The 23957-nt window shown below is 63.0% G+C and carries 20 protein-coding genes; 7 read left to right on the top strand and 13 right to left on the bottom strand.

The window, feature by feature from the left end:
• Positions 1-114 precede the first annotated feature (114 nt).
• Positions 115-546 (top strand): hotdog fold thioesterase, encoded by a 432-nt coding sequence (locus AC56PL_RS06130; protein WP_495515458.1) that lies wholly within the window; start codon positions 115-117, stop codon positions 544-546.
• A gap of 4 nt (positions 547-550) precedes the next feature.
• Complete coding sequence (locus tag AC56PL_RS06125; RefSeq protein WP_497153259.1) at positions 551-2032, top strand: class I adenylate-forming enzyme family protein; 1482 nt, start codon at positions 551-553, stop codon at positions 2030-2032.
• A 13-nt stretch (positions 2033-2045) separates the two neighbouring features.
• Here AC56PL_RS06125 and AC56PL_RS06120 read toward each other — a convergent pair whose 3' ends face one another.
• The 3 genes from AC56PL_RS06120 to AC56PL_RS06110 all read right to left on the bottom strand — a co-directional run bounded on the left by AC56PL_RS06120 (position 2046) and on the right by AC56PL_RS06110 (position 5307).
• Complete coding sequence (locus AC56PL_RS06120) at positions 2046-3128, bottom strand: phosphotransferase family protein (RefSeq protein ID WP_497153258.1); 1083 nt, start codon at positions 3126-3128, stop codon at positions 2046-2048.
• Positions 3129-3147: 19 nt separating this feature from the next.
• Positions 3148-3987, bottom strand: a complete 840-nt coding sequence (locus AC56PL_RS06115) for an SDR family NAD(P)-dependent oxidoreductase (protein WP_497153257.1) — start codon at positions 3985-3987, stop codon at positions 3148-3150.
• Positions 3988-4089: 102 nt separating this feature from the next.
• Positions 4090-5307, bottom strand: a complete 1218-nt coding sequence (locus AC56PL_RS06110; protein WP_497153256.1) for an amidohydrolase family protein — start codon at positions 5305-5307, stop codon at positions 4090-4092.
• Between the two features lie 137 nt (positions 5308-5444).
• On the opposite strand from AC56PL_RS06110, the gene AC56PL_RS06105 reads away from it, so the two are divergent.
• Entirely contained in the window at positions 5445-6023 is a 579-nt protein-coding gene (locus tag AC56PL_RS06105) for an FKBP-type peptidyl-prolyl cis-trans isomerase (RefSeq protein WP_497153255.1), read from the top strand.
• A gap of 88 nt (positions 6024-6111) precedes the next feature.
• On the opposite strand, the gene AC56PL_RS06100 is transcribed toward AC56PL_RS06105, so the two are convergent.
• From AC56PL_RS06100 to AC56PL_RS06080, 5 genes are all read right to left on the bottom strand, one after another.
• Entirely contained in the window at positions 6112-7179 is a 1068-nt protein-coding gene (locus tag AC56PL_RS06100; RefSeq protein ID WP_497153254.1) for a lipocalin-like domain-containing protein, read from the bottom strand.
• 54 nt (positions 7180-7233) lie between these two features.
• On the bottom strand, positions 7234-8709 hold the full coding sequence (locus AC56PL_RS06095) for an aldehyde dehydrogenase family protein (RefSeq protein ID WP_497153253.1): 1476 nt from the start codon (positions 8707-8709) through the stop codon (positions 7234-7236).
• On the bottom strand, positions 8706-10064 hold the full coding sequence (gene hmgA / locus AC56PL_RS06090; protein WP_497153252.1) for a homogentisate 1,2-dioxygenase: 1359 nt from the start codon (positions 10062-10064) through the stop codon (positions 8706-8708). Before hmgA ends, AC56PL_RS06095 begins: the two co-directional genes overlap by 4 nt.
• The gene (locus AC56PL_RS06085) at positions 10061-11263 is read right to left on the bottom strand and encodes an oxygenase MpaB family protein (protein WP_497153571.1); all 1203 of its coding nucleotides are present in this window, start codon (positions 11261-11263) and stop codon (positions 10061-10063) included. The genes hmgA and AC56PL_RS06085 overlap by 4 nt, the downstream gene beginning before the upstream one ends.
• Before the next feature lie 83 nt (positions 11264-11346).
• Positions 11347-12444: an alpha/beta hydrolase gene (locus tag AC56PL_RS06080; RefSeq protein ID WP_497153251.1), complete on the bottom strand. Its 1098-nt coding sequence runs from the start codon at positions 12442-12444 to the stop codon at positions 11347-11349.
• Positions 12445-12679: 235 nt separating this feature from the next.
• On the opposite strand from AC56PL_RS06080, the gene AC56PL_RS06075 reads away from it, so the two are divergent.
• Genes AC56PL_RS06075 through AC56PL_RS06065 form a run of 3 tightly spaced genes read left to right on the top strand, consistent with a single transcriptional unit; the run spans position 12680 to position 15899 of the window.
• Positions 12680-13690, top strand: a complete 1011-nt coding sequence (locus AC56PL_RS06075) for a hypothetical protein (RefSeq protein ID WP_497153250.1) — start codon at positions 12680-12682, stop codon at positions 13688-13690.
• 60 nt (positions 13691-13750) lie between these two features.
• Positions 13751-14092, top strand: coding sequence for a hypothetical protein (locus AC56PL_RS06070; protein WP_497153249.1), 342 nt, complete (start codon positions 13751-13753; stop codon positions 14090-14092).
• A gap of 40 nt (positions 14093-14132) precedes the next feature.
• Positions 14133-15899 carry an HNH endonuclease signature motif containing protein gene (locus tag AC56PL_RS06065; protein WP_497153248.1) on the top strand — a complete coding sequence of 589 codons (1767 nt, stop codon included), beginning with the start codon at positions 14133-14135 and terminating at the stop codon, positions 15897-15899.
• A gap of 19 nt (positions 15900-15918) precedes the next feature.
• Here AC56PL_RS06065 and AC56PL_RS06060 read toward each other — a convergent pair whose 3' ends face one another.
• Positions 15919-17790, bottom strand: coding sequence for a multicopper oxidase family protein (locus AC56PL_RS06060; protein ID WP_497153570.1), 1872 nt, complete (start codon positions 17788-17790; stop codon positions 15919-15921).
• 198 nt (positions 17791-17988) lie between these two features.
• Between AC56PL_RS06060 and AC56PL_RS06055 the strand changes: the two genes are divergently transcribed.
• Positions 17989-18513 carry a TetR/AcrR family transcriptional regulator gene (locus AC56PL_RS06055; RefSeq protein WP_497153247.1) on the top strand — a complete coding sequence of 175 codons (525 nt, stop codon included), beginning with the start codon at positions 17989-17991 and terminating at the stop codon, positions 18511-18513.
• A 41-nt stretch (positions 18514-18554) separates the two neighbouring features.
• Here the strand turns inward: AC56PL_RS06055 and AC56PL_RS06050 are convergent, their stop codons facing one another.
• The 4 genes from AC56PL_RS06050 to AC56PL_RS06035 form a co-directional block, all read right to left on the bottom strand.
• Positions 18555-19118 carry a dihydrofolate reductase family protein gene (locus tag AC56PL_RS06050; RefSeq protein WP_497153246.1) on the bottom strand — a complete coding sequence of 188 codons (564 nt, stop codon included), beginning with the start codon at positions 19116-19118 and terminating at the stop codon, positions 18555-18557.
• A 113-nt stretch (positions 19119-19231) separates the two neighbouring features.
• Positions 19232-19873, bottom strand: a complete 642-nt coding sequence (locus tag AC56PL_RS06045) for a biliverdin-producing heme oxygenase (protein ID WP_497153245.1) — start codon at positions 19871-19873, stop codon at positions 19232-19234.
• 49 nt (positions 19874-19922) lie between these two features.
• The gene (locus AC56PL_RS06040; RefSeq protein WP_497153244.1) at positions 19923-20906 is read right to left on the bottom strand and encodes an endonuclease/exonuclease/phosphatase family protein; all 984 of its coding nucleotides are present in this window, start codon (positions 20904-20906) and stop codon (positions 19923-19925) included.
• Entirely contained in the window at positions 20903-23932 is a 3030-nt protein-coding gene (locus AC56PL_RS06035) for a bifunctional [glutamine synthetase] adenylyltransferase/[glutamine synthetase]-adenylyl-L-tyrosine phosphorylase (protein WP_497153243.1), read from the bottom strand. Before AC56PL_RS06035 ends, AC56PL_RS06040 begins: the two co-directional genes overlap by 4 nt.
• Positions 23933-23957 lie beyond the last annotated feature (25 nt).

Below are 23957 nucleotides of genomic sequence, written 5' to 3'. Positions count from 1 at the left end.
AAATGAAGGGTCTGACATGTTGGCAAAGGGCGCTCCGCTCCGGGATCTCTACCAGCCCTGGGCAATTGAGGACCTCGCCGTCGGTGACCACCTGCCCTCACCGAAAGGAACTCCATGAGCTATACCAACACCATTGGCGAGTTGTTCGATGAGATCGGATTTCGGCAGGCCTCCGTCGACGGCGCCGCCATGGCGTGGGAACTGCCGGTGGCACCGCACGTCGTCAACCTCTCGGGTGGAATCCAGGGCGGACTGTTGGCAACGCTGGTCGACATCGTGGCCGGCCGGCTTGCCCTCGACGCCTGCGACGGCAATGTGGTCACCTCCGACCTGCACCTGCGTTATCTACGGCCGGTGACCGCCGGAGTTGCGCAAGCCACGGCACGCATTGTGCACGCAGGCAAACGCAACGTCATCATCGATGTCGAGATCACCTCCAGGCCTTCCGACGAACTCGCCGCCATCGCAACCATCAGTTTCGCGCGGGTACGAGGGCAGTCGCCGTTGGTTTCGACAGTCGACCACGCCGCTCCAGAGCTCGGATGAATCGATGACCATCGACGCCGGTACCCGATTTGCCACCGAGCTGGATGACCGGCTGGCCGGATACGGCGATGCCCCGTTCATCGAGTTCGGCCGGCAGTGGTACTCCGGCAACGACATAGCGCGGTATCGCGAGTTGATCGACAACGCACTCGTCGAAGCGGGAGTGCAGGCTCACGAATCCGTCGGCATCGTGGTCCGCAACCGGGTGCCGCATGCCGCAGCGCTCTTCGATTTCATCGTGGCACGACGTCCGATGGCGATGATCTATTCCTACCAATCCGAGAACTCCATCGCCCGGGACATCGAGGCGCTGCGCCCGGCGGCAGTCATCACCGATCGCCAGGACTGGACCGCACCTGTTGCCGCGGCCTGCCGCACGATCGGGGCCTGCGCAATTGTGTTGTCTCCGACCGAACCCACGGTCGAACTGGCGGCGATGCGCGACCGCAAGACCGGAAACACCGGCGGAACCTTCGACCTGCCCGGACTCCACATCCTGACCAGCGGGACCACCGGTCCACCCAAGCGTCTCCCGCTGCCGACCAAGGCACTCCAGCACACCGTGCTCAGCATGACCATCGGCCAGAACGCGACACCCGATGATCCACCGGAACTGGTGTATTGGCCGTTCGGGAGCATCGGGATCTGCCAATTGCTGGCCGCTCCGTTTCTCCAAAAGCGCATGGTGCTGCTCGAAAAGTTCACCGTCGATGAATGGGTGCGAGCGATCCGCACCTATCGCATCGCCCGGACCGGGGTGCAACCGGCGATCCTGCGTATGGTGCTCGAGGCCGGTGTTCCGTCAGAAGATCTCGCGTCCTTGCAGTACCTGCCGGGCGGATCCGGCCCGCTCGATCCAGAGCTGCGCAAGCGATTCGAGGAGAAGTACGACGTAACCCTGTTGTGGGGCTACGGCGCAACCGAATTCGCGGGTTCGGTCTGTGCGTGGACACCGGACCTACATCGTGAATTCGGCGCGTCCAGGCCCGGCAGTGTCGGCAGGCCGTTGCCGGGTATCGAGGTCCGGATCATCGACCTCGGCACCGGGGCGCAGGCACCGACCGGAATGCAAGGTCGACTCGAAGCCCGATCAGAAGTACTCGGAAACGGTTGGGTGGCAACCACCGACATCGCATCGGTCGACTCCGACGGATTCGTGACGATTCACGGACGTGGCGATGGCGCGATCAACCGTGGTGGATTCAAGATCCTTCCCGAAACCGTCCGCAGCGTGCTTCTCGGACATCCGTCAGTGCTGGACGCGGCGGTGGTGGGTGTCGAAGATCAGCTGCTCGGTCACGTGCCTTTTGCCGCCGTCGAGGTCCGCGCCGGACTTCCGGTACCCACCGAAGAAACGCTGAAAGACCTGGTCCGCGAGTCACTGCCAAGCCACCACGTCCCGGTGGCGATCACGATCGTCGATGAGTTGCCCCGCAACGCAGCACTGAAGGTGCAGGTGAACGAAGTCGCCGCGCTCTACCTGTGAATCGCCCCGCGTTTCAGGCAGTTCCTGCGACCAGGTCCAGGCTGCCCAGATCACGGATCGCCTGACACCCGCGTTGCAACATCACCTCGAACAGCCGCTCCCCGCGGTCCGTGCCGGTTGCGAACGCGCAACCCAGCGAGGTGATCAGCAGGGTCTGCAGCATGCCGAACCGGTAGTCGCGCCAACATGTTTCGAGTGAGTAGTCAGCAATTCCATAGCCGGTGAGCGCTTGGTGATAGGCGTCGACCACACCCTCTTCGATGGCGGCGCGCAACTCCGACTCGACGCTGGTTCCGACGAAGTACGCCAGATCGCGGGCCGGTAGTCCCACACCCAGCGTCTGCCAGTCGACCACCGTCAGCTTTCCGTCGGCGCCGAACAGCATGTTGTCCAGCCGGAAGTCGCCGTGCAACAGCGCAAAACGTTCCGGAGAATCGCTCAGCCACGGTTTGACCATGCCCATTGCGTCGGTCAGGGTCACGCGGTCCGCGGCTGACAATCGGTCGCCGAGTTTGTCGATGGTCATGCCTGCGCTCATCTGCGCCACATCACTCAACCCTGACATGGCGGTGACATCCTTCATCGCGAAGGCCAGGCCGGAAAAATCGTGCCAGGCGGGATCGCACCAGGTCGGTCCATGAAGTCCGGCCAGCGCCCGCGCCACCGCCAGGGCCTGTTCCTGCCCGCAACCACGGATCTGATCGCCTTGCACCGCACCGACCTCATCACCGAGCAAAAGCGCGAAGTTCTTTCCGCCATCGGCGATCTCGTTGTGATAGCACCGCGGGATCGGAACCTGCACCAGGTCGGCAACCGAGTCATAGAACGCACATTCGCTGACGTACCCCAACACCAGACCGTCGCGCACGCTGTCGTCCTGGGCCGGGAGTTTCAGCACAAAACTATCGGGCAGGTCTGCGCGGCCTGCGGTGTACGTGGCATTGATCCGGTAGGTAGCGGCGGTCTGTCCGGTGCCGATCGGGCTGACCGCCACCTCGGCCACCGTCACCGGTGCGCGTCCGACACTCAGCACCCCTGACAGCCAGGTGTTGGTGACGTCGGAGGGATATCGCGGGATCGACAGCGTCGCACTCATGGGCGTGTTCCTTTGGTGGTCACTTCTGCAGGCTGTTACCGCTGTGTGCGGAGCGGGACTGCGCCACAAAACGAATGGACATCTTCTGCATCAGGCCCGGTGCGAGCCGTGCAAATATCCAGGCCATCCGCGAGCGGGCCGGTGTCACCAGCAAAGCGCGATTTCGTTCGATGGCCCGCAACGTGTCCCGGGCCAGTCGATCCGGATCGTGAAAGTGCTTGGTTCCCTGGCCTTGCCGGAAGAAGTCGCGGCCATCGAAGTCGCCGACAGCGCCCTTCTCGATGATCGGTGTCTCCACGGCACCGGGGCAGATCGCCAGGACACCGACGCCGTGTGCGGCAGCCTCGGTACGCAGAGCGAGCGACAGTCCCACGACCGCATGCTTGGTCATCACGTAGCTGGTGATCTGGCCGGTCGCGGCCAGCCCCGCCATCGACGACGTATTGATGATGTGACCGGCCCCCTGCCGGATCATCACCGGGTATGCCGCCGAAACACCGTGCACCACACCGCGGATGTTGATATCGATGATGGCGTTCCACTGGTCCAGAGTCAGCAGTTCGGTGTCGCCGCCGAAGAGTATCCCGGCATTGTTGAACATCAGATCGAGGCGACCGCAGCGCTCGACCACACCGTCGACAACGGCCTGGACAGCGACTGCGTCCGTGACGTCGAGTCGCTCGGCGCGGGCCGTTCCGTCACCCACTGCCGCCTCCGCGACGGTGCGGGCCGCATCAGGATCGATGTCGGTGCAGGTGACGTCGGCGCCGGCTGCCACCAGAGCGCGGGTCAGTGCCGCACCGATTCCGGAGCCACCGCCGGTGACAATCGCGACTTTGCCTGCAAACGTTCCACTCATGCGCGCAACCATACGGTAAGCCCAACGGCAATACGTGCGCTTTCGCCCGTCGAGTGGGCCCAAATTGCCATGACGTCAGGATGTTTCAGCCCTGCCGAACCGTCAGTAGTCGATGCCCATCAGTTCCAACACGTTGGTCCGCATGATCTGATCGACTTCGGCCTCTCCGAAGCCCTCGAGTTCGTGGATGAAATCGAGCGGGGTCTCCAACCCCTCGCCGTGCGGCCAATCCGACCCGAACATGACCCGGTCAGATCCCATGACCTCAACAAGTTTCGGGACGTCATCCTCGTAGTACGGCGAGACCCACAGGTGCCTGCGCAAGGTGTCCCCGGGATCTTCGACGAACAACCACGGCGCCTGGTTGGCGAGTTTGCGTAACCGCTTGAGCAGCAAATGCACCCAGTCCGAACCGTTTTCGATGCTCGCCACCCGGAGTCTCGGATGGCGCGTGAACACGCCACCGATGACGAGGCTGGCAATCGTGTCGTGGATGGCTCGATCCGATACGACCAGCGATGCCAGCGGGTCGTTGTATCGAAACGGTGCGAACTTCGGTGGCCCGCCCCAGGCCGCACCCAGGAACTCTGTGTAGCCGCTGTCGCTCAGGTGGAACGCAACCGGGATGTCCGCTTCGGCGAGCTTGGCCCACACCTTGTCGTATCGCGGATCTCCGAACGCCTTGGACGTTCCGTGGCCGGCCGGTATCGGCGCCGGACGCACCGAGACGATGCGCACATCACGCTCGATCAGACGATCGATTTCTTCCAGAGCCTGGTCGGGGTCGGCGAACGACAGCATCGGAGTCGCAAAGATCCGGCCCTGATACGCGTAGCCCCAGTCTTCGTCGAGCCATCGATTGAAGGCGGTGATGCTCGCCATCGTCGCCGGTATGTCATGTTTGAGGGCTTCTTCGACACCGCAAGCCAGCGTCGGCAGCAAGATCACACCCGACATCTGCTGCTTCTCGATCATCTCCAGCCGCAGGTCGCGATCCTGGTAGGCAGGGTTGAGCGGCTCGACCTTCGACAGACTCCGAGGGTCCACACCCTCCGGGATCTCGCCGCGGAACAAAGCGTCGAGGCAGCCCGGAACGATCACCGGGTCAAACGTGGGATTGGGCACGAACTCGAACAACTGGCCACCGGCGAGCAGTTCGGTGTGGGTGCCCTTGGTGATGATCTCGACCCCGCGCCTTTTGAACTTCGGGTCGAGATGGCGGGTGAAGGCGTCGATCTTCTCGTAGTAGTGGTTGTCGCAGTCAACCGGGCGATCGTAAGAAACCTTGCTGCGTTGCCGACCCTCTGAAACCGTCGTCACCGTGCACCTCCCCTGAAGGTTCGTTTCACAAAGCGATACTGTCAGCCTTGCGGTTGCACTCACAGTAGCCGCGTTCGCGTCGGGTTGTCCACCGCCGCCGATCGGGGCCCCGAGTAGGGACTGTTAGGTTTCCTTTCATGATCTCCAAGCGCCTCTCCATGGCCCTCGTGGCTTCGTCCTCACTGCTACTGCTCGCCGCCTGCGGCTCCGACGACAACTCGTCGAGCGATTCCACAGCCGCCGCATCTTCGGTGGCGTCGTGCCCCACGGCGGAACCGGCAGGCGACGTCGCACCGGAATGGACACTGGACGGCGCTACCGGCGCGGTGGAAGTCACCGGTTCGACCGATGCGGCGGCTCCCAAAATCACTGTCACAGAGCCGTTTTCGGTGGACGCGACCGCAGTTCAGACGCTGACCGAGGGCAATGGTGACATCGTCGCTGAGACCGCAGAGGTCTCCGTCTGCTACATGGGCGTCAACGGCCGCGACGGCACCGTGTTCGACAGTGCCTACCAGCGCGGTGCACCCTCCGAATTCCCGCTGACGCGCGTCGTCACGGGATTCCAGAAGGCCATCGCCGGGCAAAAAGTCGGCTCCACCGTTGCCGTCGCGATGACCTCCTCCGACGGCTACGCATCGGGACAGCCGGCGGCCGGCATCGAAGCCGGTGACACCCTGGTGTTCGCGATCAAGATCCTCGACGCGACGAACTGACCACCAACCCCCAAACGCTCCACCTATACGAAGACGCTCCACATATTTGTGGAGCGTCTTCGTATAGGTGGAGCATCTGCGGGTGCGGTCAGCGCAGCGCGACCAGTTCGTGGAGGGTCGTCCCGGTGCGATGGTGGGTTTGCTCCCCGTCGATGATCTTGAGGTCGAACGTCGACTGGAACCGGAAATACCCGGGATGCCCGATCAGTCGGTACGCGAGCGGGCGCAGTAGCTTGCTGCCGATCACCGGAATATCGTCGAGGAAGTCGTGCGCATGGAGAACGCGCTGGACATCCAGCCGCAGCTCCAGACTTCCCTGCACCTCCAGCGAGATCCAGGTGGGATAACTACGATTCGCCACCTCGTCGAACGCTGTCGGCCCGGTGGTGAACTCGACCTCTCCTGTGCTCAGGACGATGGAATCGTTGTGTGCGAGCATCAGTGGCTGGATCGCGTGCGATCCGAACTTCTCCTGCGTTTTCACCGATGCGTACAGCAGTGTGTAGTCATCCACATAGAGTCGGCCCCAGTGCCAGCAGTCGATGACACGCTTCATGTCGCCGACGCCCCAATTGTGGTCGGCATAGCCGCGGCCGTTCGTATCAAGGGTCTCGTCACCCAGCTTCACGGTTCCGGTGACGCGTGCGCGGGGTGCACCGACGATCCAGCCGAAGGAATGCTTTGCGCCGAAGTGTGTTTCACCACGCCCCGGCATCCAGGGCGGCAATTCGGCCGTGAACGTGAGGTCGAACGTCACGTCTTCTTCGGCGATGAAAACGTGGTAGCTCGGCAGCCCGCCATCCTCCGGAAAGCTCACGCGTGCAGTGTTTTTGCCGATCCGCACGTCACACTTCTCTTCGGAGAAGTACGACTCCCCGCGCGGGTATTTTTTGGCGATCTCCCGGCGGGTTCCATCCGGGGCGTAGATGATGATCTCGACCCAGGGTCTGCACTTGGGAGGATCTTCAGGCCGCCGTTTGTTCAGGAACGCGACCACGGTGTGGCCGTCCTCGAGCTGGGCATCGAAATACCAGTGCTCGAATGCCGCGCCACCTGAACTGAGGTGTACCGCATTGTTTTTCGGTGTTGCATCGGTGATCACCCCGTCCTTGCGGCCGGGGCCGTTCCATGCTTCGACGATGTCCACGGTTGTCATGATCTCACTCCGTTGTTGATTTTGATCGCGGTCTGACTGTTCGGTCGACCGGGATCAGAAGGCCAGGTGGACGGTCTTTTCCTCGGTATGGGCGAGCAGACCCGCTTGACCGAGTTCGCGGCCGTACCCGCTGGCCTCACGACCACCCCACGGGAGCTGCGGCTCGGGCACACCCCAGCCATTGACCCACACCATGCCCACCCGAAGCCGGGGAATCACCGAATGTGCCGTTGACAGGCTCGATGTGTAGATCATCGCGTTGAGCCCGTACTTCGTCGCATTGGCAAGTCGCACAGCCTCATCGGTGTCGCGGAAGGTGATGACGGTGGCCACCGGGCCGAAGATCTCCTCGCGAGCGATGGTCATGTCGTTGGTCCCGCGGAAGACGGTTGGTTCGACAAAGAAGCCCGGGCCGGCGATCCGGTTGCCGCCGGTGATCAGCTCGGCCTCCCGTTTGCCCTTCTCGATGTAGCCCATCACCCGGTCGAGCTGCTTTTCGTTCACGATCGTTCCCATCGTGCTCGACGGGTCCATCGGATCACCGATGACCGCAGCGCGCGCAGCCGCGGTCAAGCCCTCGACGACCTCGTCGACAATCGACTCGTGGACCAGGACTCGGGTACCGGCCGCGCACACCTGTCCCTGGTGGTAGAAGTTGCCCATCGCGATCCAGAACATCGCCGCGTCCAGATCTGCGTCCGGAAAGATCAGTTGCGGCGACTTCCCGCCGAGCTCCAAAGTCATCTTGCGGAACTTGTCGCCGGCCAACGGCTGAATCTGCTTGCCGACCCGCGCCGATCCGGTGAACGAGATCTTGTCGATACCAGCATGTCCGGCGAGCGCGGCGCCTGCTTCGTCGCCGAGTCCGGTCACAATGTTGAGCGCACCGTCGGGAAGTCCCGCCTCTCTGAACAATTCGGCCAGACGGATGGTCGACAACGACGCGTCCTCAGCGGGTTTGACGACCGCGGTGCATCCGGCAGCAAGAGCCGGCGCGAGTTTCCACGCGGCGATGACGAGCGGGTTGTTCCACGGGGTGATCGCACCGACCACACCCACCGGTTGCCGCAGCGTGAATCCGAAGCGGTGCTGCCCGGCGATGTCCGGCAGCTGAGCGGTCGATCCCTGGATTTTGTCGGCCCATCCCGCGAAATGCCGGAACACGGCGGCTGCCGCCGGGACATCACCGTTCACGGTGTCCACATACAGCTTGCCCATCTCAACCGATTCCAGTGCAGAGATGTTCTCTGCATCGGCCTCGATCAGGTCTGCCACCCGGGACAGCACCCGGCCCCGCTCATGCGCGGGCATGGTTGCCCACTGCCCCTCTTCGAACTCTGCGCGAGCGACGCTGACTGCCTCGTCGACGTCGGCGGCATTGCCCGCCGGGAGTTCGACAACCAACGATTCGTCGGCCGGATTGATGGACTGGTAGGTCTGCCCACCGGCCGATGGACGTACCCGTCCACCGATCCGCAAACCCGCTTCGGGGACCACAGGTGATTTCGGCCGGACTGCTGCAGCTGTCATGAGGACTCCCTTGTCGATGGTTGAAAGTTGCGGTGCAGACCGGACCAGACACCGTCGTAGTCGTTCTGCCGATGCACGGCTGCCATGGCGAAGTCGGTGACCACCAGCGGCCACCTCGTCTCGAACATGAAAGCCAATGAGTTGTCGAACTTTTGAGGTGTGAGATCGGCGTTGCTACCGGCCTCGAAGGTCTGTAGATCCGGGCCGTGCGCAGCGAACATGTTGTGCAGGCTCGATCCACCGGGCACAAAGCCTTCGGCCTTCGAGTCGTGGACGCCGTAGATCAGACCCATGAACTCGGCCATCACGTTGCGATGAAAGTGCGGCGGCCGGAAGGTGTGCTCCCCCACCACCCAACGCGGCGGGAATGCCACGAAGTCGACATTGGCCTGCCCCGGTCGCTCTGACACCGACGTCAGCACCGTGAAGATCGACGGGTCGGGATGGTCCCAGCCGAGCGTCCCCATCACATTGAACTGTGCCAGGTCATATTTGTAGACGCTGTGGCTCCCATGCCACGCCACCACATCCAGCGGAGAATGATCCAGATCCGTGGCCCAGAGGTGGCCACCGAACTTGTTGACCCACTGCACATTGCGCGCCACGTCCTCGTACGCCGCCACGGGATGATGGAAATGACGTGCGTGTGCCAGACCGTTCGCTCCGATCGGGCCGAGCTCCGGCAGCTCGAAGTAGGCCCCGTAGTTTTCGCAGATATACCCCGATACCAGGTCATCGGCGATGTCGACGGAGAACTTGATGCCACGCCCGATAACGGCGATCTCGCCCGGACCGACACCCAGCACCCCGAGTTCGGTTCGGATCGTCAGCTCACCGGATTGCGGCACGATGAGGAGTTCACCGTCGGCGTTCGAGAAGTAGCGGTCGGTCATCGAGGTTGTCGCGGAGTACAGGTGAACCGCGATTCCACTGCGCGTACGCACATCCCCGTTGGCGGCGATCGTGTAGATGCCATCGAGGAAGTCGACGGGTCCGGTCGGCGCGGGCAACGGATCCCAGCGCAATCGGTTCGGGTCGGCAGTTGCGCTGATGGGAGCACTGCGCAACCTGCCGTCGTCGATCCGGGTGAACGGGCGGTGCGCGGCGGTCGGCATGATCCGGTACATCCAGGTGCGCCGGTTGATGGTTCGGGGTTCGGTGAACGCGGTGCCCGAGATCTGTTCGGCGTACAGACCCATCGGCGCGTGTTGCGGTGAGTTCTGGCCGGTCACCAATGCGCCCGGGATCGCCTCGGACCAGTGCTCGTTGCCGAATCCGGACAGGTACTGCAGTTCTGCCTTGCTGTTCGACGCTGCTTTGCTGTTCGACGCTGCTTTGCTGTTCGACACAGTCATCGCCGCAATGCCCCCGAGGCGTCGAACTCTGACTCCCGGCCATCCATCTGTGCGCGGTACCAGTTCTCGCGGTGGCGGCGCATGAGCGTCTCGTGGCGAGCAGCCAACGGCGGAATCAGTCGTCGCAGGATTTCGTACACCGTCACCGCGGGTAGTCGTGCGATCAACCACAGTAATCCCGGGACAGCGCTTGGCATGTCGTACTTCTTTCGGGTCCAGGGCATCATGAATACCGCCGAATACGCCGCATAGATCATGCCGTTGTACTTTTCCCTGAACTTCTTGAGCCCGGTGTGCCCATACCGCGGCGCAAACGCTCTCGGGAACGACTCGATGAGTTCGGCACCGTGATCACCTGCATCGTGGCTGCGGGACACCGCGACCAGCAGAAGGAGCCGTAGCGAGTCGGCAATGGTCTCCGGATGCCACCGGGTCCGCACTCCGAGGACGTGACCCATGTACTTCTGGAAGTGGATCAGCTCGCGGATTTCGCTTGCAGGCGTCTGTATTCCGACCAGTCGCAGAGCGAGCGCAGGCGCCACACTACCGCCGAGCAACGTCAGCAGCATGTAGGTCTGACTGATCGGGATGCCCCACTTCTCGGTATCCCATTCGGGGTGGTCGGCCACTCGCCTGCGCACCGACACATGCATCACGCGCACCAGCATCGCGGTCTCCCGGCCTTTGCTGCCACGGGTCAGCAGCGCATCCGGTTCCGACACGTCGATCCAGAACCTCGCTGTCTCGAGGAATCTGCGTAATGCGTTGTCACCGGCGTATCCGCCTGCCAGCGACAGTGGGGTCGCGACCGACGATTCGGTGTACATCTCGAGGGTGATCCCGCCGGCAACACTGAACAACATTGTGCCCCAACGCCGCCAGATCGCCGCACCCCGTTCGACCATCTCCGAATCCACCCAGTCCGGCACATGCTCGAACTCGTCGAACAGGGCCACCATCGACTCCGGTGGATCGGTGAGCGACGAAATGCCCTCGGCCAAGGCCTGTTGCAGCATCGCACGCCCACGGGTGGGCCCGATTTCGCCGTAGAAGACCTCGTCGACAAACCGTTCCGCAACGGGATCCGCCGTGAACATGTCGGCACAGATGTCGTCGATCTGCTGCTGCGTCGGGAACATCTCGGTACCGAAGATCCGGCGCACCAACGTCTGCGCCCACTGGACACCCGGGGAGTTCATCCCCTCCTCGTAGCAGAAAGCAGTCGGATGGCTTGCGGTTGCCGGGCCGGATTCGACTGTCGGCACCGCGGTTTCGTCGATGGTCACGATTCGAATCCCTCTGCAAGTTCGCGTTTGATGAGCCAGGACTTCAAGTCTTCGACGATCATCGGTAGGCCACCGGGCTGATCGACGAGGTAGTGGTTGAGGTTGTCGAGTTCGGTCAGCGACGCCTGCGGATCCGCCGATGCCTCGTACATATCGCGCGAGTCACTGACAAATGCGGCCTGATCGGCGCGCAGACAGACCACCGTTGTCGGTGTTGTGATCGCCTTCAGGTTGCGCAGCGCATCGGCGTTGGTGCGATCGAAACTCCAGGTGCTCAACCACGATCGGACCGTGCTGAACCGGGCGAGGCCACCGGCCGCCATGTTCGCCGCGGCCGGGTCGCCGTACATACTCCCGATCGCGCGGTCGCTGAGATCGACTGCGAGGTCGACAAACCGCGGGTCGGCCACGGTGCGATGGACAACAAATGCGCGATCAGCCGCGCCATGTCGATCGAGTACCTGCAGCTGGTCGAGAGCCCATCCGTCGATGCGGCGAATGCGACGAAGCTGCGCGTCGCGGTATTCCTCCACCCAGGCCGGATCCAGCGGAACTGTTCGTCGGGGATTGTAGAGATTCAGATGTTCTTCGGTTTCAAAGGGATTCGATTCATCGACCACAGAGCCATCGACCCAATGCCGCAACACCCTTGCGCGACCGGGATGGGCACCGATGAGCGCAAGCCCGTCGGCCGGCACCAGTCCGGACATGTCAACCGGATCTCCCGCGGGCGTTTGCGTGACATCGTTGTTCAACGCCTGGGCCTGGTAGAACGCGGCCAACGACCCTCCCCCGCTGAAACCGAGAATGACGACCTTCTCGAATCCCAGCACTTCGCGCATCCACCGCACACCACAACCGAGATCGAGCGCGGCCCGCTCCATGATCAACGCCGGCTCATTGGTGCTGTATCGCGTGTTGATACCCATGATCGGAACGCCCGCTTCAGCGAATCCGCGGAGCAGGAAGTGGGTCAGGAAGTTGGACGCGGGATGAGCCATGATCAGGCCAACGCGTTTCGAATGTGCCTCTGGCGCCACAAAATTGGCGGGCAATGTCGGATAGTGACGAGTCAGACCCGAATGGCTCTCCACCCGCCCATCCGTGGCGGGTTCAAACGGGATTCGCTGGAAACTGTCACCAATCGTCAAACCTGGCTCACTTCCTGTTTCGGCGCTGCGCACGACTTCACGTGATCAAGACATGGCGGACAGTGCGATCCAGATCACATTTCGAGACCGTACCATACCGAAGGGTATGTTCCAGCGAAACCGAGGAGCGGCCCCGAGCACAAAGATGCCCGCGTCGATGTCTGGCACGCTGTAGGCCATGACCACATGGATCGAGGTCCTCAAGAAGCTGGTCGACGGCCCAGATATGCCGATTCAGGGTGTCATCTCCCGCTCCGGCCCCATCGATACCGGGAGCCTGCTCATGGCTGGAAACGAAGTAATACCGCTGTACGTAGCGGGAGTCGACGACCTTCAGGTCTGGCGCGACGAGCCAAAGATCCGCGTCGAATCGATAGATGGCCGGCCGCTGGTGATCTTCAACGGTGAAACCGTGTGGCGTTTCGCGCACCACGAGCAACTACCGATTCAAGCCGATGCCAGAAACATGTCCTACCTCGGTCCCGGTCGTGAACTCTTGGCGACCCAGCCTGCATCACGGTGGGTCGGCAACGACTTCACCACACCTGCCGGACCGATCGAAGACATCGAATACCTCGGAAGGTCTTGCTGGGCTGTTGAACTCGCTCCGCCCAAACATAAACCCCATGCCATGCAATTGGTCGTCGACAAGCGAACCGGGGCAATACTGCAGCAGCGCAACGACGGCTTCGGCATCGCCGTCCAATTCATAGAATTCACCGCCGGAATCCCGATCGACCGCGCATTATTCACATGGCCTGGACCGACAAAGGAACCCAACCATTCGATTGCACCCGACGATTTCCGATCGTCGTACATCCCGAGTCAGGGCAACCAGAAGGACGATCATCAGGCCTGGTTCGCTCGGCACGTCACGGACCGCCCATTGCGCATCCCCATCACCGCCGACCTCGGCATCAGCCACCTGAGCCACCACGATGACGACGGCGGCTTTGACGCTCGCATCGGTCACGGGGCCATCACCGGCCGCCTGGCCCGCCGACCACGATCGACACGACCATGGGACCTCCTTTGGAATGCACCAACCGTCCAGGCGTGGCGCACAGAAGACCACGATTGGGCGATCGCCATGTACACCGGCGAACTCGACCCCGCTGCTCTGACCGCTCTCCAAGAGCTACTCCACCCCGGCAAACAGATCATCGGCCGTCCCGACATCGCAAGTTGACGAAGAGATCACCGAGCCTTTTGGTTCCCAGTTCTCTACGCGACCGGAATACTGACCGGAATGACGAACAACCCCGAGTGGCGCGTCGCCGATATCGAGACCAACATGTCGGCGGGCGAATGGATTCGAGATGCAATCCCCCGGTTCGGTCACCGCGTTGATTCGCTCGTGCCACCGACATTCGATGCATACTGCCGTGTCCTACACCCGCCAGGAGATGCTGACAACAGCTGGACCAGCTGGTCGGCCGTCGCCGATCACACGCGCGCAACCATCCACCCCACCGTCGAATGGGGCTCCCTGAATACGCATGGACTCGAGGTCGTGGCGACGGTCGCCGACAACCAAATCACCTGGGACAGCGACACTGTCAACTCTCGACCACCCCATCCCCGGAGATGATCTCCATCGTTTGTCAGACCTCTCATCTAGACTCAAATGTATGTTCGAGGGGGAGATCGAAGATGCAGGTGGGGACGATGAAATCGGCCCTGTCGAGTCGCTGGGTGTCAACGAATTGTTGCGTAACACCGAACTCGCGATGGCCCAGCAGTCGCGGATGGAGTGGGAGCGGTATGCCGCTGCAGCGATGCTGCATCGACATCTCGTCGAGCCGACCGCCGGGTCCGAGGCGGAGATGCGCGCGCTTGATCCGTTCGCGCAGTGTGCGGCGAGATTGTCTGCGGCACAGGGATTGACGCAGCGGACCGCGGAGCTCCAGATCAATCGCGGGGTGGCGTTGCGCGATCGCCTGCCTGCGGTCAATGCGATGTTGAAAGCCGGCCGCATCGCCGCGCACCACATTCCCGACATCATCGCCCGCACCGAACTGATCGAGGGTTCAGCCCACATGGCCGAGATCGATCGCGCGATCGCCGAAGCACTGCGTCGGCGGGGTTCGTGGTCCAAGGGCCGGATGCGAGACATGGTCGATGCCATCATCTTCCGCCGAGACCCGGACCTGGTGCGTAAGAACCGTGAGGACGCGAAAAGCAACCGTGGGGTGTGGGCCAACAACACCGACCACGGCATGGCCGTGCTGGATGCCCATTCCACGGCCGAGGAATTGACGTTGATCATGGCGCGGCTCGAAAAGCTGGCGATGGCCACGTGTAAGGCTGATCCGCGGAAGAAGTCTGATCGGATGGCCGATGCGTTGTTTGCCACGGTGATGGGCCGCGAATTCCGTTGTGAATGTCCGAACGACCCAAAACATCCTTGTACCGCCGAGATCGACGCTGTTCCTGCGGGTCAAGTGGTCTCGGGTGTGGATGTGAAGATCGTGCTGCATGTGATCACTGATCAGGCCACCCTCGACGGTCGAGCCGAGAATCCGGGGTTCATGGACGGGCACGGTGTGATCTCCGGTGATCATGTTCGTGACATCGCTGCCCGCCCGGAAACTGTGCAGCGGCCGATGGGCAACAAACCTGCACCCGCTCCGCCGGAGCCGGCACAGCCTCAGTCTGAGGCCGACTCGACACCCGAGCAGCTCGAACCTGTGCAGCCTGAACCCGAGCGGCCCGAACAAAAGACGCCGAAGCCGAAGCGGCCGAAGATATACATGCGCGGACCGCAGAACCCACCAGCCACGGATGCCCCCAACGACAGCGCCATCGTCGTAGCGCCGTTCCCACAGGTGATTCCGCTCCCGGCCACCCAACCCGGCGACCAGTACCGGCCGTCAGTGGTCCTGGACACCTATCTCCGGATCCGGGATGTCTACTGCATGTGGCCCGGCTGTGAGCACAAGGCCTGGGGAGCCGACCTGGACCACACCTGCGAGTACAACCACAACGATCCCGATGCCGGTGGCTGCACCCATCCGTCAGAGATGAAGACACTGTGCCGTTTTCACCACCTGCTCAAGACATACTCCGACTGGCTTGATGATCAGTACCCCGACCCCAAGACCGGGCGGACCCGGCTGATCTTCACCACACCCGAACGCCGCAACTACCACGGCCCGGGATGGACCGGCGACGACCTGTTCCCGACGTTGAGGTTGATCGTCTTCGACAACCAACGCGGCACACGCAGCCGACCACCACCGGCAGCATCGCAAAGAACCCAGCCACGTACCGTTGCCAAACACGCACGCCGCCAACAAGAACGACTGGCCAATCGCCGACAACGAGGAATGCGGGAGCAACTCGCTCACGAACTCCGAGAAGAACAGGAAAGGAACACTCCCCCGGCACCGTTTTGACGCCATGCCGTTGTAACGACTACTCGACGGTCCGGAACTTCAGCATCATGTCGTGATCTTCGTGATCGAGGAGGTGACAATGCCAGACATAGCCCTGCAGCATCGCCGGGGTGTCACCGTGCGCATCGGAATGCTGATGATGTGTAGGCGCCTCGGGGGCAACCGGATCCACGATCGCGGGCTCAGTTGGTGCCGCGACCGGGAGGTTCACCGGCAACGCGGTCGGGTCGGACGAGAACATCGCATCGGGATCGAATTGCAGTTCTTCCGCGGTCGGGAAACGGACAACGATCCTGGTCACGGTTCCCGGATCGACGCGCACGGTGTCTTTCCAGCCAGCCTCCCATCGCGCAGGCACCACCATCGGGCCTGCGAGGAAGTTCGTCGGATCGGGTGTCCACTTCACGCCGATGGCCGGTTGCGGATGTGCCGCCTGGTATTCGACGGTCCGCAGCGGGGTACGACCGAGAATCCGGAAGGTCACCAGGTGGATGTGAATTGGATGGGGGTCATCGGTGATGTTGACGATGTTCCAGATCTCGGTGGTCCCCTGCTTCGGCTTCTCGATCTGCGGATCGGAGAATCGAAGGTTGTTCAGCGACATGATTGCCGGCGGATTTCGGAGCGCGTAGGGCTGGCTGAGCGTGACCGTGCGCTGCGACGTCGGCTTTGCCAACGGCGGCAACACTTCTGGCAGGCCTCGGCCACCCCGCAACTCGGTGGGTACCGGCCCGGTGAAGCCCTTCTGCCCGGTGGATCTGAAACGACAAAAGACCGGCAGCGCCACAGCACCCAAGATACGGGCCTGGAACGGAGGCTCCTCGTCGTTGCACAACTCCACCGATTCACCCGCAGCCAGACCGGAGAAGTCCACCAACAGGTCGTAACGCTCAGCCGGTGAGACCTGCAGCGAGCGAACTGGTTCAGGCGCACCCAGCAATCCGTGTTCGTTGCCGATGACCCAGAACTGCATCCGATTGGAGAAGAACAGATTCCACACACTGAAAGATGCGGCGTTGATGAGTCGGAAACGGTAGAGCCCACGGTCGACGTCCAGGTTGGGCCAGGCCTTACCGTTGACCATGCCGACGTCGCCGACCGCGCCACCTTCCCAACCCCCCTCCGGCACAAACAGAGTCGAGCGAAGGCTCTGGAACCCGTCCGCGCCGAACAGCTTCTCCTGCAGAATCAGTGGCATCTCGTAGTCATCGGCAGGCAGATTCAGCGCATTGTCCCTGCGACCGGTGTCGTAGCCGTCGCGCAAAAAGTACATACCGGCCAGTCCCGCAGCCACGTTGGCACGCGTGATCCCCATCGCGTGGTCGTGATACCAGAGGTGGCCGGCTTCCTGTCGATGCGGGAAGAAGTGAGTTGCCGTCCCACCACCCGGCAGCAGGACTCGCTGCGGATGTCCATCGCTGTCGGGTGCGCTGACGCCTCCGTGGAGATGAAGGTTCGTCGGCGGATGCGTTCGCCATGACTCCGAGACCCCGTGAATCGATGTGTCCAGATCGACCCCAAAGGGATGTCCGTCAATGGCATTCGCGAGTGTGACGACACCCGGTTGATCAACATGCGCTTCGATCGTCGGCCCCAGATACGGCATGTCGTTGAACCCGAAAGCCGGCGAGGCGGGCAGATCGGCGTGGAACTTCGCGCGCGTGGTCCTGGCCGTCAGATGCAATTCGCTGCCACTGATCACCGGAGGTCGAGGCATCTCATCGACAAACTTGCGCATCGGCGGCGAATGAAAGAGAAGCGGGCTGTCGAATGGAGGATCCGGCAGCGGCGGCGCCGCACCGGCAACACCTGTGCGGGTCGCAACGAAGCCTGCTGCGGCCGCGACTGCCGCACCTCGTAGTGCGGTACGGCGATCGATCTGCTTGCCCAAATTCACCCGACCTCCGATCCGCCTCGATTGAGGCGGCCGTCACACTACCCTACTGCAGGGTATGGGCGAAGTTGCACGCCGATCGTTCGACGTATGATCGAATTCATGCGCCCGAATCGAGACATCTCTGCTGGATGCGATTGGGTGGCGCGGTAATTGGCCACTCGATCAAAGCGGGACACGAGCTCACGGTTGTCGATGCAGGACTGGCTGGATGCTGCGCTCGACCTCCTCATCCGTGAGGGTGTGGGTGAGGTCAAGATCAGCCGCCTGTGCCAAGAACTCCGCGTGACGAAGGGCAGTTTCTACTGGCACTTCGAGGACATCAACGCGCTGATGAACGCGCTCGCCGACCACTGGAAGACAACCCAGGTCGAGGCCTTGCGAGGCCTGGCCGACATCGAGAACATCCCTGCCGATCAGCGACTCGAGCAGATGGCAGGGATGCTGGTCGAACGCAACTGGTCGGTAGAGGCTGCGATCAGGGAATGGGCGCTGCGAAACGAAGAGGTTGCCAAGTCGGTCCGTGAACTCGATCGACGGATTTTCGACCTCGTCCGCGAAGCACTCATCGAGCTCGACCTCAGCGAACAAGACGCCCGGCTTCGCGCCGGACTCCTCGTCTACGCAGGCATCGGGTTCATCCACGGCCACGCCAGCCTGCCGACACCGACCAGCGACGACATCCGCGCGTTGTTCGCGATACTGGTCGGCGATCGCTGATCGGATCCGCTCCGCGTCGGATTCGCCCAGTGCCTGCTCATTCAGCGGAGGACGTCGAAGACCTGCTTGGTGATGCCGTTGCCGTACGCCTCGTACTCGGTGAGCTTCAGCTTGGTGGCGTCCTTGTCGGCTTCGCTGAACAAGCGTTTGCCGCCGCCGAGCAGCAGAGGGAACACCAGCAGGTGATAGCGGTCAACCAGTCCGGCGTCGGCCAGGCTGCGACCGAGAGTCGCGCTGCCGTGCACGGCGATCGGGCCGCCCTCGGTCTCTTTGAGCGCGGCCACGTCATCAACCGACCGCAGGATCGTTGCCGGCCAGCGAGCATCGTCCGATTCCAGAGTTGTCGACACCACATACCGGGGCATCGCGTTGTATTCGGCGAACTCGTCCATCGTCGGCCACACCGGGGCAAACGCCTCGTACGAGGTCCGGCCCAGCAGCAGTGCGGTGGTCTCCTGCTGCTCACGTCCCTTGATCTCGTAGGCGGCCGGATCGAACTCGACGTCTTTGAAGGTCCAGCCGGAGTTGCGGTACCCGGGCTCGCCGCCCGGGGCCTCCATGACCCCGTCGAGCGAGACAAAAGCAGTGACGATCAGGGTTCGCATGATGTTTCTCCTTGTTGAGTGGTTCCTACACTCACGGTTGAGTGGTTCTTACACTCACGTCGATTGAACTTCCCTCATATCGACAACCACGCGCAGGAAAAATCATCGGCGCTCTAGCCGGTGTGCACGCCCAGTTCGGCAAACAGGGCCTCGTTGAACCCGAAGGCCCGCACTGCCTCGTCCAGAAGGCGCGTAACGGCCGACTCATCGAGTACCAATCCGTCGATCGACTCGGCGTAGGCGTCCTTGAATCGCTTCAGCTTGTCGATGTCGAAGTTGTAGAAACTCAAGACCTCATCGGTCAGGCCGTAATGCAGCTTCAGTCGGCTCCGAACGATCTGGCCGCCCGAGAGGTCACCGAGGTACCGCGTGTAATGGTGTGCCACAAAGGCAACCGGATCAGCGGCGCTGTCCCGGATGCACGCTGCATACTGGACGGTCGACGGCAACAGTTCGACCTCGGACAGCGAGACTCCCAGCGCGTCGAGGTCGGCGGCGAGCCGCGGCAGACGCCGCAGACGTTCGTCCATCACCACACCGGCGATCGGATCGTCGACGAGCTGATCACACACCGACTCCAAAGCCTCATAGATGAAGTACTGCTGCGCCGCCATCGCCCGGTAGGCGTCGGCGGTGAGCTCACCCTCCATGAGGCTTCCGATGAACGCAGCGCCCTCTGCCCGAGTGTGCGCACTGGCTGTTGCCGCGCGCAACCGATCCATTGTCGTACCCGATGCAACAGGTGTTTCCGTCATCGCGTCCCTCTCCGAGCCAACGGTCGAACATCACCGGGTTAGGTCAACCTCAGTTAGGTATAAGTGATACCACCAGGGCGCGATGATCGGCATCCTCGATCCCAAAACTGTCCAGTTCCACCGCGGTGAATCCGCGTGAGATGACGTGGTCGATCCCGATCGCAGGCGGATAGCTGCGGCCGGCCGGATAGGTCATCTTCCAGCCGGCCCCGGACTGATCGGTGGCATCGGCGAATCCGTCGGTCAACAACTCTCGGAACTGCTTGTGGTCCCAGGTCGCATTGAAGTCGCCGCTGACGATCACCCGATCGGTGGCCGTCGAGTGGACGATCCCGCGTAGACGTTTCATCTCCTCGACCCAGCGCCACGGATCGTACGGGTAAGGCGGAATCGGATGCACGGCGAAAACCGTGGTGTTCGCAGCACCGGGCAGGTCGACTTCGACCCGGAGATTGTTGAGCCCGAAGTCGTTGAGCTCCGCAGTGTTTCGCAGTGGATAGCGGCTGAAGATCCCAGTTCCCACGCCACCTTCGCCCGGTACGACGAACTCGTAGGGCAACAGGCTCCGCACATCGGTCTTCTCGATCCGTTCCAGCGCTTGCGGAGTCAGTTCCTCGACCGTGAGCAGATGCGCCTTGCTGGCCCGAACCTGCGCCACCAGTTCCTCGACGTTTGCCTCACCGAGCGTGATGTTGGACTGCACCACCACGATTCGCTCACCGGACGGTGCATCCGAGGCGATGAACAATGGCGCCTGCGTCCAGATGCCGACGCCGAGCAGGGTCACCGTCAGAGCCGTGGTGAGCCAGCGCTGTGTCGCGGCCAGGATGATGGTCGCCGGAATGCCTGCGAGCAGAAGCCACGGCACGGCACTGGCGAACGCGGTGGAGACCCGCCCCTTGCCCGGATAGAAGTGCAGCCAGATCGCCGCGACAACGGCGCCGAGTAGCGCCCAGCCGAGAAGCACGGCAACCAGATACAGAACCTTGAATACCGGACCACGCCCGGCGAGGCGTTCGGAAGTCCGCCTCACCCGCCGAATACCTTCAGCACCACGGCCTTGGCCCGGCGCGTGACCCGCAAGTAGTTGTCCAAGAACACCCCCGAGTCGTCGTCATGCCAGCCGGCGGCAAAGGCGACCGCGCGCAATGCTTTTCCTGGTCCGGGGAGTTGATCGATGGCCTTTCCGCGCACCAGCACCAATGCGTTGCGGGCTTTTGTCGCGGTCAGCCAGGCCTCTTTCAGGAGTGCCACATCTTCTTCGGCGAGCAGTTCGGCCGCGCCGATCGCATCGAGACATTCCAGGGTCGACGTGTTGTGCAGCGCCGGGATCCGATGGGCGTGCCGCAACTGCAACAGCTGCACCGTCCACTCCACGTCCGCCAGACCACCGCGCCCCAGCTTCGTGTGGGTCGCGGGATCGGCACCTCGCGGCAACCGCTCGGCGTCGACACGGGCCTTGATCCGGCGGATCTCACGAACCGCGTCGGACGAGACGCCGCCGGACGGATAACGGATCTTGTCGGCCATGTGCAGGAAGGCGATGCCGACCTCGTCGTCACCGGCCACCTGATGAGCCCGCAACAGCGCCTGGACCTCCCAGGCCTGCGCCCACTGCTCGTAGTAGGCCGCATAGGCCGCAAGCGTGCGGACCACCGGACCGTTGCGGCCCTCCGGACGCAAACCGGTGTCGACCTCGAGGGGCGGATCGGCGCTGGGTGTCCCGAGCTGCGATCGCACCTTGTCCGCGATGCTGTTGGCCCAGCGCACCGCTTCGGCGTCATCGACGCCTTCTTCCGGTTCACAGACGAAGAGCACATCGGCATCGGATCCGTAGCCGAGTTCGCCGCCGCCAAGCCGGCCCATGCCGATCACTGCGATGCGCGCCGGTGCGGGTGTACCACGTTCGGCGACAGAGGCATTCACCACGACCTGCAAAGCCGCATTGAGCACCCCGGCCCACACGAGCGACAGCGCCCGGCAGACCTCGGGGACGTCGTACATGCCGAGGAGATCCGCCGAGGCGATCCGGGCGAGCTCTCCACGGCGATGGGAACGGGCCACCGAGATCGCCATCTTGACGTCGCGGTGCCGCAGGGCCGAGGCGACCATGCCTGCCACCACGTCCTCCGAGTCGACCTCGGTCAGCTTGGGGCCGCTGGCCCCGTCGGCGTACAGACGGATCACGTCGGGCGTCCGCATCAGCAACTCTGCGGCGTACACCGAGGTACCGAGCACGGTCATCAGACGCTCGGCGACGACACCTTCGTCCCGGAGCAACCGCAGGAACCAGTCCCGGTCCGCGGCTGCGTCACACAACCGCCGGTAGTTCAACAGACCGGCATCGGGATCCGGTGTGCGGCTGAGCCATTCGAGCAATGTCGGGAGCAGCAGTTCCTGGATCTGCCCCTTACGGCCAGCCGTGGAGACCAAGGCTTTGAGATGCCCGAGGGCGTTTTCCGGTTTGGTGTAGCCAAGGGCGGCAAGCCGCCGGACCGCCGAACTGGTCGACAGGCGCAACTCATCCTTTTCGAAACGGGTGACCGCTTCGAGCAACGGGCGATAGAAGAGCTTTTCGTGCAACTTGCGCACCCGATAGGACTGTCGACGAACTTCCTCGCGCAGCGTGCCACCGGCATCGAGGTCGCCCTCCGGCCGGATGTGGGCGGCGCGGGCCAGCCAGCGCACCGCCTCATAGTCGTCGAACTCCGGCAGGGTGTGGGTTCGCTTGAGACGCTGCAACTGCAGGCAGTGTTCCAGCAATCGCAAGAACTCGTAGGACGCAATGAGATTCGCGCCGTCATCGCGTCCGACATAACCACCGTCGCGCAAGACGGTCAACGCCTCGACGGTGCTCTTGACCCGGAGCGACTCGTCCACGCGCCCGTGCACCATCTGCAACAGCTGGACGGCGAACTCCACGTCACGCAGCCCGCCCCGACCGAGCTTGATCTCACGCACCCGCAGATCTTCGGGTAGCTGCGCCTCCACCCGTCGGCGCATCGCCTGCACGTCGACAACGAAGTCTTCGCGTTCTGAGGCCTCCCAGACCATCGGACTGACGGCGTCGACATATGCACGCCCGAGCTCCATGTCCCCGGTCATCGGGCGAGCCTTGAGTAGGGCCTGGAACTCCCAGGTCTTCGCCCAGCGCCGGTAGTAGGTCAGGTGCGATTCGAGGGTCCGGGTCAGCGCACCGGCCTTGCCTTCGGGACGTAGCGCGGCATCGACCTCGAAGAAGGCCAGAGAGCCGACCCGCATCATCTCCCCTGCGATCCGGCTCGTCTCCGCGTCAGCGGGTTCGCTGACGAAGATGACGTCGACATCGCTGACGTAATTCAGCTCACGCGCACCACATTTGCCCATCGCGACAACCGCGAGCCTGGACTTCAGCGGTTTGTCACCGCAGACTTCTGCGACGCCCACCGCGAGCGCTGCGGTCAGCGCCGCGTCGGCGAGGTCGGCAAGGTAGGCGCCGACTTCACTGAACCGCATGACCGGTTCATCCTCCACTGTCGGCGCCAGGTCTCGGGCAGCCAACTGCAGCAACAGATTGCGGTAGGCCAACCGGAGCGCGGGAACTGCCTTGGGACCGGTGAGCTGCGCACGGAAGACCAGGTTGCCGTCATCGACGCCGGTTTCGCGACCGTTGTATGCCGGCTCCGGCTGCGCGCCCACCGAATCGAGCATCGATTGCCTGACCTCGTCGAGACCGGGCAGCTCCGGGCGGGTCAGCAGTCGCCAGGTCTCCGGCTCTGCGACGAGGTGATCACCGAGCGCGGTGGACGATCCGAGGACCGCGAACAGCCGGCCACGAAAACTCCGGTCCGTACGCAGGAGGCGATCGATCTGCGCCCAGTCCCCTTCGACAGCACTACGCAGGCGCACCAGAGCACGCAGTGCGATATCGGCGCTGGGTGCGCGCGACAACGCCCACAGCAGGTCGATGCTTGCTTCATCACCCCAGCCGAGTTCGGCCAGGTCCGCGGCGGCCGTCGGTTCGAGTAGACCGAGTCGGCCGACGCTGGGAACGCGGGATCGGGACGCAGGTGGTGTCACAGAGGTAAACCGTACTGGGCTAGGC

It is taken from the genome of Williamsia sp. Y721 (assembly GCF_059683565.1).
This window is presented reverse-complemented; position numbering and strand designations above follow the sequence as displayed.